We start from the raw sequence: 16,570 nt of genomic DNA, 5'->3' as shown, positions 1-16,570 counted from the left end.
TCTGCTCTGCTCGGTCCTGCTCGGTCTTTGCAGAGTGCCACCAACTGGGCTGGCCGCGCCGGGAAATGGCGACACAGGGTGCCGCACCGTGTACGCATCCGTACCGGTTTCCCGTGTTTCCCCGCCATCGGTCCCGGCCGGTCCCGGGGGAAACGCACGCGCGGGGCAGTGGCCCGGCCCTCGTCCGGACGGCCGGTCCACTGCCCCGCGTGTGTACTGCGGCTCCCGAACCGGGTCTTTGGGGACGTCGGCGCGGCGGCTTGCTGTTATTTCGGGTCGTGCGTGATGCGTCGTGCGTTCGTACGTCAGTGAGCTGCGGCCCTGGCCATGCTGCCGCGGTGCGGCTGCGCGGACACGGACGCCGACTGTGCCGACTGGCGTGCGCCGGCCCCGCCGCCGCCAGGGGAACCCTGGCCGGAGGACGTGCTGCCGGGTGCTGCACGGCGTGGCGCGGCGGCCACCCCGTTCTGGACGTCCATCACGGCGTGCGCCACGAGTCCGCCCATCGGGTCGTGCCGAATCAGATCCCGCAGACGGGACCTCGACGACCGGCCCTCGTTGCCGGGATACAGGTGCTTGCCGAGCCCCACTGCGTGAGCGAGCGCGGCGAGCGCCGCGGTCCGCGGGTCCGGCGGTACGCCGGTGCGGATCGCACTGTCCAGCCGGGCACGGATGTCCCGGCTGATTGCCGTGTCCGTCGCCTGGTAGCGAGTCGTCGGCAAGACCCCGCACATCTGACCCGATACGGCATGCACCATGCCGCACCGCTCCAGGTGCGCGAGATAGATCTGGCGCAGCCCCAGTCGGGGCCCGCCGATCCAGTTCACTGCCCGAACCGGACTGCCACGACGGCGCAGCAGTTCCAGTGCGGAGTCCAGTGTCGGATCTCCGGTCGGCCGTGGCATCACCACGGCGATACGATCCCCGTCAGGGGCTATCCGTCCTGCCAGAGCCAGCTCCACTAGCTGTGCCCCGGCCAGGCCGAGGTCGAGCGACTGCGGCTGCGCTGTGGTACCCGTTGCCGGGTCCAGAGCGAGCAGCAGAAGCTCCTCCGGAATTGTTCTGCGGCTCCTGCCCATCCATGCCTCCCCGCGTGGATGAATGACAGGGTGACCCCTCTCACATTCATCTGTCGAGAGTGCCTGGGTGCTTCGTACGGGAACCAGTAGGTATGTCGTTCTCGTCTAGCACGTGGGTGCGGGTCTCGTAGCGGGACACTGGTCCATGGATCGGACAGGCGGGGGAGATCCCGTCACGACTCTTGTTGGCGTTGAGGAGGCATCGGTGGCGGGCGAGTCCCCCGGCAAGTCGGAGCAGCGGAAGTCGTCGGGGGAGACGGCTGGCAGCGAAGCGAGCGAGGTGCGCGAGGCGCGTGATGCGAGCGAGAAGCGGGATCCGAGGCTCGCGGTCTTCCGCGACGGCCCGTCCGCATCGCGCGCCGCTTCGGACGCGTCCGCTACGTCCGGCACATCCGACACATCCGATACGGCTGAGGATGCGGCCGCAGACACCCCGGTGACGCACGACCCGGCACCGGACGCTCCGGCGAACGAGGAGCCGGCCGACGGCGGCACGGACCAGCCGACGGCGACCTTCCGCACCCGCCCGAGGGGCACGGAGCTGCCGGAGGCGTCCGAGGACGCCGCGGAAGCGGAATCCGAGTCGGCACCCTCCGGCGAGGAGGAGCCCGAGGCGGCCGAGTCCCCGGAGTCTCCCGAGCCCGGCGACTCCCGGCTGCGCGCGGCGGTGGCCGCGTGGGTGGCGACCTCGGACGACGACGACAAGGACGCCGAGGCGGACGCCAAGTCCCCGACCGGCGACACGGCGGCCGGCGATGCCGACAAGGACGTCCCGGACGAGCCCCTCGCACCAGAAGCGGAAGCCTCCACGCCGGAAGCGGAAGCCTCCGCACCGGAAGCGGAAGTCTCCGCACCGGACGAGAAGCCCACTGCGGCGGACAAGGGCGACGACGCGGCCTCGGCCTCGGCTTCCGACGCCTCCGCATCGGCCTCCGACGCCTCCGACGAGGCCCCGGACGCGCCCGACACGGACGCCTCGGACAAGAAGGCCGCCCCCACTTCCGTACCGGCGAAGAAGCCCGAACCGGCCGCTGAGGCGGACGAGGACGAGGACGAGGACCGCGACGCCGAAGGCCCGGACGCGAAGGCTGCGTCCGCTGCCGTACCGGCGAAGAAGCCCGAACCGGCTGCCGAGGCGGACGAGGACGGTGACGCCGCCCCCGTACCGGCGAAGAAGCCCGAACCCGCCGCCGAGACGGACGAGGACGAGGCCGAGGCCGACGGTGGCAAGGCCGACGGCGAGGACGGCGACGGCGAGAAGGGCGAGGACGACGGCAAGGGGGTCGATCAGGCGACCGCCGTCTTCAAGACCATGCGGCCCTCCGGGCCGAAGGTCGACCAGCCCACCGCCATGCTCAAGCTGCCCTCCGACAAGCAGCTCAAGCCCAGCGGCGGCGCGGGCGCGGCGAAGTCCTCGCCGCTGCCCAAGCCGGAGTCGGACGCCGAGCGCACCAGCAAGTTCGTACCGCTGAAGCCCGACGACGTACGGGCTCCGCGGCCGCCCCGTAAGCCCGGTGAGACCGGCGCGCAGCCGGGGGCCGCGCAGCCGCGGCCGGTTCCGCCGCCGGCCGGGCCCGGGCTGCCGGAGACCGAGCGGACCCGGCAGCAGCCGCTGCCGCCGAAGCCGCCGCTGGACCTGCTGGCCGAGCTGACGAACAAGCCCGCGCCGCCGGAGACGCCGGTGCGCACGACCGTGCGCCGGTTCAAGATCTGGACGCCGCTGATCGTTCTGCTGCTGCTGATCTTCGCGGTGGTGCAGTTCGTACGGCCGCTGCCGGACCCGAAGCTGGCACTGAGCGCGAACCCGACGTACACCTTCGGCGGCGGCACCACCGAGATGCCGTGGTCCGGCGAGGGCCAGTCGGCGATCGAGGTCGAGGGCGTCGGCTCGATGGGCACCGAGGGCCCGCAGAAGCCCGCGCCGATCGCGAGCATGGCGAAGGCCATGACGGCGTACGTGATCCTCAAGGACCACCCGATCACGGGCAAGGAGACCGGCCCGAAGATCAAGGTGGACAAGGCCGCCGAGGAGGACGGCAAGAAGGGCGACGAGTCCACGGCGCAGATCAAGGAGGGGCAGGAGTACACGCAGCGGCAGATGCTGATGATGCTCATGATCCCGTCGGGCAACAACGTGGCCCGGCTGCTGGGTCGTTGGGACGCGGGCTCCGAGGAGAAGTTCCTGGAGAAGATGAACGCCGCGGCCAAGGACCTCGGCATGACCAACTCCAAGTACACCGACTCCAGCGGCTTCGACAAGGGCACCGTCAGCACCCCGCTCGACCAGATCAAGCTGGGCCGGGCCGTGATGGAGAACGACGTGTTCCGCGAGATCGTGGACATGCCGCAGGTGGACATCCCGGGCCTTCCCGGCCGGATCTACAACAACAACAAGATCCTTCTTGAGCCGGGCGTCAACGGCATCAAGACCGGCTCGACGACCCCGGCCGGCGGCAACCTCCTCTTCACGGCGTCCACGATCGTCGACGGGAAGCCGCGCCGGATCATCGGCGCGGTGATGAACCAGACGACCGGACCGGTGCTGGAACGCAAGCTCCAGCGGGCGATCGACAAGAGCCTGGAGCTGATCAAGAAGGCGCAGGAGGTCGTGACCTCGGCGCAGGTGATCAAGAAGGGCGATGTCGTCGGGTACGTGGACGACGGGCTCGGCGGGCGGACGCCGGTCGTGGCGACCAAGGAGCTGAAGGCCATCGGCTGGCCGGGCCTGAAGGTCGACCTGGCGGTCGGCGCCCAGGCGGGCAAGCCGGTCCCGCACGCGGGGAAGGCGGGCGACGTGGTCGGCGAGGTCACGGTGGGCACGGGCCCGGGCAAGGTCTCGGCCCCGGTCGCCCTCCAGTCCGACCTGATCGAACCGGGCTTCGGCACGAAGCTGAGGCGTCTGGGCTGAGTGGGGGGAGTGGGTGGTCCCGGTTCCCTCCGCCCGCTTCCCTCCCCCCCCTAGCCCCCTTGGGCGGCGGGGCCGCCCTCCCCTTCCGCCGCCGCCCCCCCCGGGGGCGGGACGGGCGGGCAAGGGGGCGGCCCGCCCGATCCGGGCCCGCCCCGGTTCCGGCCCCTCCCCGCACCCTCCGGTGCCGGACGCGCCCGGCACCGGCCCCTCGCCCGAGGGCCCTACAGCGACCCCGTCCCCTCCCGAGGGCACCGCGCCCCCTCCCCGTACGGCCCACCCTCGGGGTCCGGCCCGCTCGGGGCCGGGGAAACCCGGTAGGGGGCTCCGAGCCCCACCTCCCGCCCCGCCGCGTCCCGCACCGACACCTCGTCCAGCATCAGCCACCCCCGCCCGCCCACCGCCACGGTGACGTACCTGCCCCGCACCCCGCGCGGCAGCCGAAAGCGGAGGGCCCCGCCCAGCGCCGGGTGCGAGCCACCGGTGACCTCCAGCGGAGCCGCCCGTACCGCAGTGACGGGGCACGGCAGCACCCCCGCCCCCGCGTGATTCCCCACCGGACAGTCCGCGACGAGCACCACCGGCTGGTCCGGCCAGGACACCCCCGCCGCCCCACCCCCGTGCGTACGCACCACCACCTCCGACACCGGCCCCGACCGCCCCAGGTCGACTGCCACCCGCGCCCCGTCCAGCCACCCCGACCAGCCCACCGACCGCGCCGGCTCCCAGGCCCCCGCCGCCCACGCCCCGTCCGTGAGCCGCCCCCCGTCCGGGTACAGCGGCGGCGAGGCGGCGGGCGGCCGCACCGGCGGCCACTGCCACTGGGCGTCGCCCGTCATCCGTACCGGAGCATCCACCCGCCGGTCGAAGCGCACCTCAAGCCCGTCCACCCCGCCCCGCCCCTCCAGCGGCACCGCCACCGACGGCGCCCCTTCGTCGACCTGCTCCGGCGGCCGCACCGCCGCCCACCCCGCGTCCCGCCGGCCGCCCGACGCCGCGTGCGTCCGGACCCGTACGAGAGAGACCGCACTGCCCGGCTCCAGGTCCACCCGCAGCGCCCGCAGCCCGTCCCGTGCGGGGAAGGCGGCCCGGGCGACGGTCCGGTCCGGGGACCAGGTCCAGTGCGGGTGCAGGTCGTCGTCCCGTACCGGACGCCCCGCGAGGTAGTCCGCGAGCGCCTGGCGCACGGGCGACCCCGGCGCCCACGGCACCGTGTCGCCCCAGCCGGTGAACCACGCCGTCGCCGCCCCCCGGTAGCCCTGGACCGTCCCCTCCGCGAGGTACTGCCGCAACAGCCGCCCGCCGTCCTCGCCCGTCCCGCCCCGCCGCGCCTCGATCTCCACGCCGAGCCCGAGCCGCTGCGCCCGCCGCGCCGTCGCACGCAGCCGGGACGCGCTGGTGGTGCCCCCGTCGAGGGGCGAGGTGAAGGCGTACGACGGCTGGAGCACCACCGCGTCGAAGCCGAGCCGCGCGCTCTCTTCCACGCCCGGCGCGTCCGCGTACGGGATCCAGAGGGTGCGCAGGCCGTGCGCGCGGACGGCGGCGGTGGCCTGCGGCAGCCACGCCGGGTCGCCGCCGGTGGCGTCCTCGCGCATGAAGTACAGGCCCCAGAGCCGCAGTTGGCGATACCCGGCCGCGTCGAAGCGTGCGCGCACCTCGCGGGCGTACCAGTCCACTGCGGTCGTACGGTCCTGCGCCCGCCCGAAGTCGAGCGACCGGCCGCCCTCCTCGACCGGCCCGAAGGCGGGCTGCTCGGGGGAGGGCCACGGCACGGCCACGGCCACCCGGGCGGGCCCCTTCCCGGCCCGGGCGACGGCGGCGTCGAGGCGTGCCAGATCGCCGCCGTCGCCGAACCACGCGTCCAGCAGCCCCCGCCAGTCGGCGGCCGTCGTCGCCCCGTAGTCGGTGCACTCACCGCTCGCCGGGGCGACGAAGCGCAGTGCGACGTAGGCGTCGAAGCCGAGGGAGGCGAGGGCGTCCAGATGCGCGGGGCGGCGCCGGCCCTCGTGGTAGACGAGCGCCGCGTGGTGGAAACCGGCCTTGGCGGGGGTCAGGTAACCGGGTGCGGGTGCGGGTGCGGGTGCGGGGCCGGGCGCCGGAGGTACGGGGCCCGGCGCCCCCAGGGCCGCCGCCACCAGGAAAGTCGTCGCGCCGAGGAAGGTTGCCTTCTTGATCACGCGGGTAGATTCGCACCCGTACCGCGTCAGGATCCGGCCGACACAGCCGGGTATCCGAAGCGCTGTGCAAGCGCTGTGCGAGCACTCTGCGCAACCGGCACGAATACTCGCCGTGCCGAAATGCTCGCGGCATGCTACGGTTATTAGCAGTTGCAGTTGTGGTTCCCGAAAAGACTTACAAGTGCTCTCCTCGGAATCGTCACATTCGTTTCCGATGGGCGCACTTTTCTTTTGTATTTCCGGTGCTTTTCTCCCGGACGGGGTCATCATCGCGCGACGTGGAACATGCACAGTGTGTGTTCCCCGGGTTTCACCCCGAAGGAGAATTGACATGGCTACTGGCACCGTGAAGTGGTTCAACTCGGAAAAGGGCTTCGGCTTCATTGAGCAGGACGGCGGCGGCGCCGACGTCTTCGCCCACTACTCGAACATCGCCACCTCCGGCTTCCGTGAGCTCCAGGAAGGCCAGAAGGTGAACTTCGACGTCACGCAGGGCCAGAAGGGCCCGCAGGCGGAGAACATCGTCCCCGCCTAAGTGATCGCAGACCCTCGGGTCAGTGATCTCTGATCACGGCTCCATGCCTGATCAGCGGTGACAAGCGCGGCTGGGACTCGCACCTCGTGTGCGGGTCCCAGCCCGTTTTTGCGCCGGGCGCCGGCAGTCTGCCGAGGGGCCCGGGAATAAATCCGGCCCGGCTAGTGTTTGAACACCGTCCAGCTTGCGTCCAAACGCACCGGACCGACTTTTTGCTTTTTATTGACATTCGGCTCGTTCTTGAAATGCGGCCCGCGCCTTCGCGGTGCGCCGGGATTTCCTCGATACGTGCCGGTATCGAGAGGACTCCCTTGTGAGTACGAACTACGCCCGCTTCGGCGGAAACCGGGACACCAGCGCCGGCAAGAAATCCGGCGGCGGTTCCGGCAACGGAAACCGCAGCGGAAACCGCACCAGCAGCGGCGGCACCCGTACGAACAACAACCGCACGGGCGGCAACAACGCCCCCCGCTCCCGCCGCCCCGTCCCCCTGAAGGGCGAATTCGCCCTCCCGGTGACGGTCACCCCGGGACTTCCCCCGGTCACCGCCTTCACCGAACTCGACCTCCCGGCGTCCGTCCAGGCCGCCCTGGTCGCGGAGAACGTCACCACCCCCTTCCCCATCCAGGCCGCCACGCTCCCCAACTCCCTCGCGGGACGCGACGTGCTGGGCCGCGGCCGCACCGGCTCCGGCAAGACCCTCGCCTTCGGCCTGGCGCTGCTCACCCGCACCGCCGCCTACGGCCGTCGGGCCCAGCCCAAGCTGCCGCTGGCCCTCGTGCTCGTACCGACGCGCGAACTCGCCCAGCAGGTCACGGACGCCCTCGACCCGTACGCGAAGGCGCTGCGCCTGAGCATCGCCACCGTCGTCGGCGGCATGTCCATCGGCCGCCAGTCCTCCGCCCTGCGCCGGGGCGCGGACGTGGTCGTCGCCACCCCGGGCCGCCTCAAGGACCTCATCGAGCGCCGCGACTGCCGCCTCGACCAGGTGCGCATCACCGTCCTCGACGAGGCCGACCAGATGGGCGACATGGGCTTCATGCCCGACGTCACCGAACTCCTCCAGCAGGTCAGGGAAGACGGGCAGACGATGCTCTTCTCCGCCACCCTCGACCGCAATGTCGACAAGCTGGTGCGCACCTTCCTGTCCGACCCGGTCGTCCACTCCGTCGACCCGTCCGCCGGAGCGGTCACGACGATGGAGCACCACGTCCTCGAAGTGCACGGCGCGGACAAGCACGCCACCACCATCGAGATCGCCGCCCGCGACGGCCGTGTCCTGATGTTCCTGGACACCAAGCACGCGGTCGACCGCCTCACCACCGACCTCCTCGCCAGCGGCGTCCGTGCCGCGGCCCTGCACGGCGGCAAGTCGCAGCCCCTGCGTACCCGCACCCTGGAGCGCTTCAAGAACGGTGAGATCACCGTCCTCGTCGCCACCAACGTCGCCGCCCGCGGCATCCACATCGACAACCTCGACCTCGTCGTCAACGTCGACCCCCCGACCGACCCCAAGGACTACCTGCACCGAGGCGGCCGCACCGCCCGCGCGGGCGAGTCCGGCCGTGTCGTCACCCTGGTCACCCCCGGCCAGCGCCGCGACTTCTCCCGCCTGATGCGCGAGGCGGGCATCCGCCCCGAGACCGCCGCCGTCCGCTCCGGCGACGCCGAACTGACCCGCATCACCGGCGCCCAGGCCCCCTCGGGCGTCCCGGTCCGCGCCCCGAAGTCCCCGGCCGCCCCGGAGACCCGCACCCGCGCCCCGCGCGCCCGCCGCTCCCCGGCCCCCTCCCGCGGACGCCGCGAAAGCGCCGAGATGGCGGCGGCCCGCAAGGCGGCGGCGGTACGCAGGGCCTCGTAACGCACCAGGGGAGGGCCCCCGGCTGCCCGGCCGCGATACTTCCCGCATGTCCACCGAATTCGCCGGGATGATCGAGTGCCGACCCGGGGCCCGTCTCTGGGGCCCCGACGACGAGGACTCCCGCTGGCAGGCCGCCATCGACGTGCTCCACCTGAACACGGGCAACGCGTACGCCGCCCTGGCCTGCCTCTTCGGCGTACGGAACTCCTTCGGCTTCCTGCCCCTGGCCGAGGACCGGGGCATGCCGCACGACGCGTCCGAGGGCGTCCGCACCGAGTACGCCGGTTACCCGGGCGCCCCGGACGAGCGCGGCACCACCTGGATCACCTGGGCGGAACTGGCCGCCGCCGACTGGGACGGAACGGACCGGGACGGCACCCTCACCCGCCGCGAGGTGGCCGGGGACGCGACGCACTGGGGGCCGGTGTGGACGGTGATGCGGGTGCTCGGCGAGCTGCACGGGGCGCAGAACGTACGGCTGGTGGTCTGGTTCTTCTGAGCCGGACGCCCTCGGAGGCCGGCGGATGACGGCTGTCAGTGCCCGCCCCTACTGTGTGCCGGTGATCTTCAAGAAGAAGCCCGAGGCCCCGGACCTGGGGACCGTCATATCCGAGCTGGAGCAGGCCGTCGAGGCACGCGACGGCGGCCGCACCGAGACCGCCTTCGCGGCCGTGCTGACGGTGGTGCAGAGCGCCACGGACGCCGAATGCGCCGCCGCCGGGCCCCGGTTGGCCGCGCTGCTGCCCCTCTTCCCGCCCGTCGGCCCGCGTCCGATGCTGGCGATGGCCGCCGGGTTCTGCGTCGAGCGCGGCGCCGACCCGCTCGCCTGCGCGGAGCCCGTGCTCGACGCCGTACGAGAAGACCTCCTCGCCGCACGGGAGTTCGCGCGGCTGTGGGGCGCCGGCGAACTGCCCGAGCCCGACGAGAAGATCATCGACGCGGGTCTCGCGGCCCGGCTGGGCCTCGACGGGGACGAGTACGAGGCCACCCGGCTGGCGCTGGCCTGGTGCGCGCTCGAACAGTGGCAGCCGCCCGCCCTGGCCGTGCTGTGCCGCAGCGCGGAGGTGCGCCGCCGCCACGCGGCCGCGCTGCTGTCCGTCTGCCGCGAGCTGGCCGCCCTGGAGCAGCACGACCTCAAGTGCCTGGCGTACGCCCTTGCCGTCCTCGACGACGAGCCGCTGGTGGTGCTGCACCGGCCGACGGGACGGGGTTTCGAGGTACGGATCGGGGGCATCGGCGACAACTTCCAGCTGCACACGCTCCTCGCCCACACCCTCGTCGGCGGCGGCCACCTCCCCGGCACCGCCCCCTGTGCCGAGAGCGTCCGCCTGGCCACGGACCCCGCGCCCGCACAGGGGATGTCCGGCGTCGTCGCGCTGGGGGCCTTCGAGCTGCTCGCCCCCGACGGGGAGCGGATCTGGAACGAGGGGCTGCCCGACGACATCCCCGTGGTGGACGGCCGCCGCCTGCTCGTCCTGGACGAACCGGTGTACCCGCGCAGTTGGAACGCCGACCGCTTCTTCCCGCACCTTGCGGGCTCCGCCGAGCTGATCCGCGTACTGCCCGACGACGAGACCCGCACCTGGTTCGCCCGCACGGCGTAGCCGGGGAACACCGAAGGCCCCGCCGCCCTCACGGGCTGCGGGGCCTTCGGCCTGCTGCTGTGCCCCCGGCAGGATTCGAACCTGCGACACCAGCTTTAGGAGAGCTGTGCTCTATCCCCTGAGCTACGGAGGCGACACTGCCCCTGGGGGCAGCTCTGGACAGGTTAGCGGATGGAGGAGGGGGCGCGCTCGAAGGGGGAGGGGACGGGGAAGTAGGCGCCGAGGAAGGCGCGGACCACCCGGTCCTGCTCCTCGGGCGGGACCTCGGCCGTCGGGGATTCGCCGATGCAGAAGATGGTGTGGCTGCGGGCGGACAGCAGGCGGCTGAGGCGGGTGTGGTGGGCGTAGGAGCCCGCGTTGACCATGGTGCAGGAGATGGTCGCGGGGGCCGAGGTGCCCGTGAGGTAGCCGTAGTGGTGGTGCAGGGAGGCCGCCACGGAGAGGTCCGTGGGGGCGCGGAAACGGCTGCGGGCGGTCGCGGTGGTCTCCGCCGGGAAGCGCTCCGCCAGCTCCGCCAGGACACTGCGGCGCAGCGGGTGCGGGGTGTGCAGGAAGCCGTGGGTGGCGGTGCGGCCGAAGGCGTCCTTGAGGAGGGCGCGGTTGTTCTTCGCCGCCCCGAAGTAGCCCTCGTCGGTGGGGGCGAAGGGCGTCGGCGGGATGGCCGTGGGGGAGCGGAAGAACAGCGCCTGGCCGTTGCTGGAGAAGAAGTCGCGCGGGTTGACCGGGCGGCCCAGGAAGACGTCGTCGTTGAAGTAGAGGAAGTGCTCGGAGAGGCCCTCGATGCGGTGCAGCTGGCTCTCGATGGCGTGCGAGTTGAAGGTCGGCAGCGCCTCGGGGTCGGCGAAGATCTCGCGGTGCGGGACCACCTTGACGCCCGGGTGCTCGGTGTTCAGCCACTCCGGGGTCTGGTCGTCGGTGACCAGGTAGACCGTGCGCACCCAGGGGGCGTACATCGCCAGCGAGCGCAGGGAGTAGCGGAGTTCGTCGCGGTTGCGGAAGCGGACGTCGCCCGCGTCGGCGTCGGTGTCCTCGCTGTCCTCGGCGTCTGCGTCCGCGGCCGCCGCCTCCGGTGCGAGCAGGCCCGCCTCCCGCTTCGCCGTGTCGCGGCGCTCGCGCCACTTCGGGTCGGAGTCGTCCACCCACGTGTAGACCACGTCGATGGGGAAGTCGACCTCCCACATCAGCGTCTCGGTGAAGGCGGCGAGAGTGGGGTGGTCGCGCTCGCCCACGCGCAGCGTCGCGTCCGCGTCCAGGTGCGGCAGACGGGGGCCGAGCAGGGTGGTGCCCCGGGGGGCCGTGCGCCAGCCGGGCAGTTCGTCGTCCTCGTCGGTCAGCGCCCAGAACTCCACGGTGCAGCCGTAGGCGGGCCCGTACCGCAGCGAACGGCTCTCGGTGGCGACCGGCTTGAAGACGCGTACGCCCGCCACCGCGCCGACCTCGCGCAGCCGCTCCGCGAGCACCGCGCCGGGCGCGGGACCGTCCGGGCCGACCAGTTCGGCGTACACGGGCTTGCCGTGCAGGGCGGTGGCGAGGGCGTCCAGGGCCTCCTTGCGGCGCTCCAGCTCGACGGCGACGCGGTGCGAGAAGGAGTCGTCGCGCAGGATGACGTACGGGACGCCGTGCGCGGTGAGCGCGTCGGTGGCCAGCTCCAGGTTCCAGTCGGCCATGCGCGGCGCGAGGATGTCGTCGCGCACCTCGGCGAGCCGGCCCGCCGAGCGGACCAGGGTGCCGGTGCGGTCCTGCGCCTGGAGCAGCACCTCGCGGGCCTTCTGCTCGTCGGAGGAGCCCGCGAGCATGGACACCGGTGCGGCCGGGGTGAAGCTGCGGCTGCCGCCCGCGGCGATCCGGTGCGCGGTGCGGTCCGCGCGCTCGGCGAGCCGGCGCGGGTCGTCGCGGCGCGCCACCAGCCGGGCGAAGAGGTCCTCCCAGAGGGCGGTGATCCGCTCGGAGTTGAAGCGCTCGTATACGCCCTCGCGGGCCGCCTGCCCGTACGCGCGGCGCATCTCGTCGTCGGCCATCAGCTTCGACATCGCGACGGCGAGCGCGTCCTTGTCGCCCGCGGGGACGAGGAGGCCGTCGACGCCGTGCCGGATGATCTCGGCGGGTCCGGTCACGACGTCGTACGAGACGACGGGGACGCCCGCGGCGAACATTTCGAGGAGGACCAGCGGGAACGCCTCGCTGCGGGAGGACTGGACGGCGAGGCCGGCGGCCGCCCACTCCTGCTCCATGTTGGCGCTGCGGCCCAGGAGTTCGACCCGGTCGTGCAGGGCGAGGCCCTCGATCAGGCGGCGCAGGCGCACCTCGTGCGGGCCGTCGCCGAGGATGCGCAGCTTCCACTCCGGGTGCTCGCCGGCGATCTGCGCGAACGCCTCGATGGCGTGGTCGACCTGCTTGCCCGCCATCAGGCGCGCGGCCATGACGATGGTCTTGTTGCCGAGGTCGGAGCGCGGCCGGAAGCCGTCGGGGACGGCGTTGGGGATGGCGTGCAGCTCGGGGGCCGAGCGGCCGAGGGAGTCGGCGAACCAGTCCTTCGTACGGTCGGTCAGCGCGACCAGCGCGTCGATCCGGCAGGCCTGCGCGAGCAGCGGCTCGACGTCGGCGCCGCGCTGCTGGGAGGCGCGGTGCTCCTGGTTGACGGTGATCACGCGCGACGGCACCAGCTGGGCGACGGCGGCCATCAGCGCGGGCGACGTGCTGATCACGACGTCGCTGTCGAGGGCGCTGAGGGCGCGGGTCATCTCGATGTCGGTGAGCCGGTCGAAGGTCGGCTCCCACGCGGGGTCGATGATCTCGCTGGGCTGGGAGGCCAGGGTGCGGCAGGTCTTCGCGTCCAGGTCGTGCTCGCGCACCGGGCGGGGGTGGGAGCCCGTGCGGTCGACCAGGTAGCGGCGGGGTATCGCCCGCCCGGCCGGGAAGAAAGGTTCCTCCCGGGTCTTCACCACGCTGAGCACCTCGACCTCGTGGCGGTGGGCGAGATGGGCGGCCTGGGTGTAGACGGCCAGCTCGGTGCCGCCCATCTCGTCGCCCCAGGTGAGCAGGAACGTGATCTTCATCGGGCGGAGTCCTCGGGCGTGGGGGTGGCGGTCGTGGGGGTCTTGGCGGTGGCGGTGGTGGTGGCGGCCGGGTTCGGCGGGGTGTCCTTGGCCGGGTTCGGCAGCGGCGCGCAGTTCACCGCGAAGGTGCCCGCCGGGGAGAGGTGCGCGTGGACGCGCAGCAGGGCGCCGGCCGGGGTGGCGATGGTCCGGAACGGCGTACGGAGCACCTTCTTGGGATGGCGTACGTCGGTGAGCCTGCGCCCCAGCCTGGCCTTGCTGCGGCCGCGCTGGAGCTGGAAGTCCCACACCCGGGCACCCTTGGCGCCGCGGGCCATGGCGTCCAGCGGGACGTCGAAGGTGAAGCGGTCGCCGTCCCAGACGGGCGTCACGCGCACTGTCGCCGAGGAGCTTCCGCGGCGTACCGCTTCGACGGTCCAGGCGGTGTGCGGGGCGGCGGTGGTCAACAGCCGTCCTTGCACCGTCACCCGGTCCCAGTACAGGTCGAAGCCGAGCAGCTCGGCCTGCTCGCGCGGGCCGGACACCTTGATCATGGCGTGCCCGTCGACCGACCGCACCGGGCGGAACAGAGCACCACTGGTGGTGCTGGGGGAGTGCGGCAGGGTCGGACCCTCGGGTGCCGTGGCGGTGGGGTCGGCTATGCCGTAGCGGCTCTCGTTGCCGGTGCGGTCGGTCGTGACGACAGTGAGTCTCCACACACCGTCGGAAAGGCGCGGGCCGGTCGCCTCCGGTGCGTCCAGTTCCGCGTGCCGCAGTGACACCGTGGCGGTCAGGAGCAGCCCCTCGGGGTGCTTTTCCTGTGCGAGCGTCACGCTCTGTCGCCGGCCCCGGTGCTCGAACACGAGGCGGGCGTGCTCCGGCGGGGTGCTCGCGGAGGGGCATCGGACGGCCAGATTGAGGGTCCGTCCCGACAGCAGGGAGAGGTGCACGGGCGGCAGCGTCGGCCGGGACCCGACCCGTGCGCCCAGCGCCGGAACCGTGTTGATCCGCTCCACACGGCGGCGGACACGGCCCGCGGTGCGCCGGGCGCGGGAGACGGCCTTGACGGCCTGGGAGAGCAGGGCGTCGTTCATGAGCCGCTCAAGAAATCGTCACTCACGGTGATGTTCACTCTCTGTTCGGCCGCTGGGCGGTCCGGGGTCCCGGCATCCTGCCAAGGGCGTGCACGCTGCGGCAAATTCCCGAGGCGGCCCAACTCCCGGACAGGGGAGTGTGATCGACGCCACTCTGTGGACCGGGAGCGAACTTCCTCTGAATTCCCTCTGTCCTCATTGATGAGAGGAGTCCGGCGGAAGTGCCTTGGCTGTTGCGTTTGTAAAGTTTAGGTGAATGGGCCGGTTTCCGGTTCGGGATCATCAAGGGCGGGCGAGGGGTAATGAAGCAGATCGAGGACGCGAAGGCGACCGTGCGGCAGGCCGTGGGGCCGTCCGTACCGACGGCCGCGACCGACGACGCCGACAGCTCCTCGGCACCGTCAGCACCGGCTGCCACCGGCACCGGTGCTTCCGCCGACGCCGGTGCTTCCGCTGTCACCGGTGCCGGTGCCGGTGCCCCCGGCGCCTCCGCCGGCGGCAGCCCCGCCGTGCGTGCCGCCGGTGCCGTGAACACCGAGTCGTCCCCGCTGGTCGCCGCGTACCGCAAGGTCACCCCGATGCGGCTGCGGCGCGCGATAGCCGGGCGGTACTCGCCCGAGATGCGCCGCGGCATCAAGAAGGCCGTCAGCGCCGCCACCGTCGTCCAGGGCGTCCGCCAGGTCCGCAACGCCCGCCTCGGCGCCCAGCACCGCCCGCTGATCGCCTCCTCCGGCGGCGCTGTCGTCGCCGTGGACGGCCGCCCGCGCATCGCCTTCACCGAGGAGCGGCTCTCCCCCCAGACGGCCCGCAGAGCCAACCTCGCGGCCGTCACCGCCGCCCTGGAGGCCGCGGACATCGACTACTTCTGCGTACGGGGCAGCCAGACCGGCACCACCACCGTCGCCGTCTCCGCGGTCGACCGGGGCCGCACCCTGGAAACCCTCCAGGAGCTGTGCCACACCCTCCCCGGCTACTTCGGCGCCCACGGCGACGACAAGCCGCGCGTCGCCCCCGCCTACCGCGGCGCGGGTTGGCGCCGCTACGAGCGCGCCGCCTCGGTGCACCTGTTCTGGTACCGCACCGACGCCACCCGCCGCCTGGTCCTGGGCCCCGAGAGCGGCTGCGAGGTCGAGTTCTGGACCCGCGAGACCGACGACCGGCTGACCGCCCCCGCGCTGCGCCGCAACGCCGTCACCGAGTCGGTGGCCGTCGCCGCCGAGTCGGTCGAGGTGCCCGTGGCGACGTTCACCGCGCCGCACGGCACGCGCGACACCTCGTCGGTGACGGTGCGCACCCGCGAGGAGTTCGTCACCGTCCTGCCCGACGACATCCCCTTCCCGGTCGACGTCGTCTACACCTGGGTGGACGGCTCCGACCCCGCCTGGCTGGAGCGCCGCGCCTCCGTCAGCGGCACCTCGTACCACGAGGAGGCCGCCAACGCCGCCCGGTACGCCGACCACGAGGAACTGCGCTACTCCCTGCGCTCCCTGGAGATGTACGCCCCCTGGGTGCGCACGATCCACCTGGTCACCGACGACCAGACCCCCGCGTGGCTGGACACCTCGCAGCCGGGCCTCAAGGTGGTCAGCCACCGCGAGATCTTCCGCGACCCCTCGGTGCTGCCGACGTTCAACTCGCACGCCATCGAGAGCCAGCTGCACCACATCGAGGGGCTCGCCGAGCACTTCCTCTACTTCAACGACGACGTCTTCCTCGGCGAGGAGGCGTCCCCCAAGGACTTCTTCCTCTCCAACGGCCTCACCAAGTTCTTCCCGTCACCGGCGCTGGTGCCCCTCGGCCCGCCCGGCCCCGACGACGTCCCCGTCTCCATCGCCGGCAAGAACAACCGCGCCCTCATAGAGGAGCGCTTCGGCACCACCCCCGTCGGCAAGATGCGGCACGTCCCGCACGCACTGTCGCGCACGGTGCTCGCGGAGATCGAGACGGAGTTCGCCGAGCAGCACCGGCAGACCGCCGCACAGCGCTTCCGCAGCAGCAGCGACATCGCCATCCCGTCGTCGCTGTACCACTACTACGCGTTCCACACCCGGCGCGCGCTGCCCAGCGACATCGAGTACTCCTACATCGACGTCTCCAAGCCGAACGCCGCCAACCGCCTCGACCGGCTGCTCCTGGACCGCGACAAGGCCGCCTTCTGCCTCAACGACACCCTCTCCACGGAAGCGGACATGGCACGCAGCAACGCGCTGCTGCGCCCGTTCCTGGAGACCTACTTCCCGGTGCCCAGCCGGTACGAGCTGCCGTCCGGCTGAATCGTTC

General features: G+C 72.5%; 10 protein-coding genes and 1 tRNA gene. 6 read left to right on the top strand and 5 right to left on the bottom strand.

Annotated elements, in window-relative coordinates; genetic code table 11:
- Positions 1-305: 305 nt before the first annotated feature.
- Positions 306-1,079 (bottom strand): GOLPH3/VPS74 family protein, encoded by a 774-nt coding sequence (locus tag IE269_RS24010; RefSeq protein ID WP_189825185.1) that lies wholly within the window; start codon positions 1,077-1,079, stop codon positions 306-308.
- 205 nt (positions 1,080-1,284) lie between these two features.
- On the opposite strand from IE269_RS24010, the gene IE269_RS24005 reads away from it, so the two are divergent.
- Positions 1,285-3,987, top strand: a complete 2,703-nt coding sequence (locus tag IE269_RS24005) for a D-alanyl-D-alanine carboxypeptidase (RefSeq protein WP_189825184.1) — start codon at positions 1,285-1,287, stop codon at positions 3,985-3,987.
- Positions 3,988-4,208: 221 nt separating this feature from the next.
- Here IE269_RS24005 and IE269_RS24000 read toward each other — a convergent pair whose 3' ends face one another.
- Positions 4,209-6,161, bottom strand: coding sequence for a DUF4855 domain-containing protein (locus tag IE269_RS24000; RefSeq protein ID WP_189825183.1), 1,953 nt, complete (start codon positions 6,159-6,161; stop codon positions 4,209-4,211).
- Between the two features lie 331 nt (positions 6,162-6,492).
- Between IE269_RS24000 and IE269_RS23995 the strand changes: the two genes are divergently transcribed.
- From IE269_RS23995 to IE269_RS23980, 4 genes are all read left to right on the top strand, one after another.
- Positions 6,493-6,696 (top strand): cold-shock protein, encoded by a 204-nt coding sequence (locus IE269_RS23995; protein ID WP_189825182.1) that lies wholly within the window; start codon positions 6,493-6,495, stop codon positions 6,694-6,696.
- Positions 6,697-7,009: 313 nt separating this feature from the next.
- The gene (locus IE269_RS23990; protein ID WP_189825181.1) at positions 7,010-8,557 is read left to right on the top strand and encodes a DEAD/DEAH box helicase; all 1,548 of its coding nucleotides are present in this window, start codon (positions 7,010-7,012) and stop codon (positions 8,555-8,557) included.
- A gap of 46 nt (positions 8,558-8,603) precedes the next feature.
- Entirely contained in the window at positions 8,604-9,056 is a 453-nt protein-coding gene (locus IE269_RS23985; RefSeq protein WP_189825180.1) for a hypothetical protein, read from the top strand.
- A gap of 25 nt (positions 9,057-9,081) precedes the next feature.
- Complete coding sequence (locus IE269_RS23980) at positions 9,082-10,161, top strand: hypothetical protein (RefSeq protein WP_229898178.1); 1,080 nt, start codon at positions 9,082-9,084, stop codon at positions 10,159-10,161.
- Positions 10,162-10,221: 60 nt separating this feature from the next.
- Here IE269_RS23980 and IE269_RS23975 read toward each other — a convergent pair.
- The 3 genes from IE269_RS23975 to IE269_RS23965 form a co-directional block, all read right to left on the bottom strand.
- A tRNA-Arg gene (locus IE269_RS23975) sits at positions 10,222-10,294 on the bottom strand.
- Positions 10,295-10,325: 31 nt separating this feature from the next.
- The gene (locus tag IE269_RS23970; protein WP_189825179.1) at positions 10,326-13,217 is read right to left on the bottom strand and encodes a stealth conserved region 3 domain-containing protein; all 2,892 of its coding nucleotides are present in this window, start codon (positions 13,215-13,217) and stop codon (positions 10,326-10,328) included.
- A complete protein-coding gene (locus IE269_RS23965; protein WP_189825178.1) occupies positions 13,214-14,290 on the bottom strand; it encodes a hypothetical protein in 1,077 nt (358 codons plus the stop codon). The genes IE269_RS23970 and IE269_RS23965 overlap by 4 nt, the downstream gene beginning before the upstream one ends.
- Positions 14,291-14,868: 578 nt before the next feature.
- Here IE269_RS23965 and IE269_RS23960 point away from each other — a divergent pair.
- Positions 14,869-16,563 carry a stealth family protein gene (locus IE269_RS23960; protein ID WP_189825399.1) on the top strand — a complete coding sequence of 565 codons (1,695 nt, stop codon included), beginning with the start codon at positions 14,869-14,871 and terminating at the stop codon, positions 16,561-16,563.
- Positions 16,564-16,570 lie beyond the last annotated feature (7 nt).

The sequence above is a fragment of the Streptomyces spiroverticillatus genome (assembly GCA_014650415.1).
GTDB classification, from domain to species: domain Bacteria; phylum Actinomycetota; class Actinomycetes; order Streptomycetales; family Streptomycetaceae; genus Streptomyces; species Streptomyces spiroverticillatus.
The sequence above is the reverse complement of the archived record's forward strand: the minus strand, read 5'-3'. Positions and strand labels throughout refer to the sequence as shown.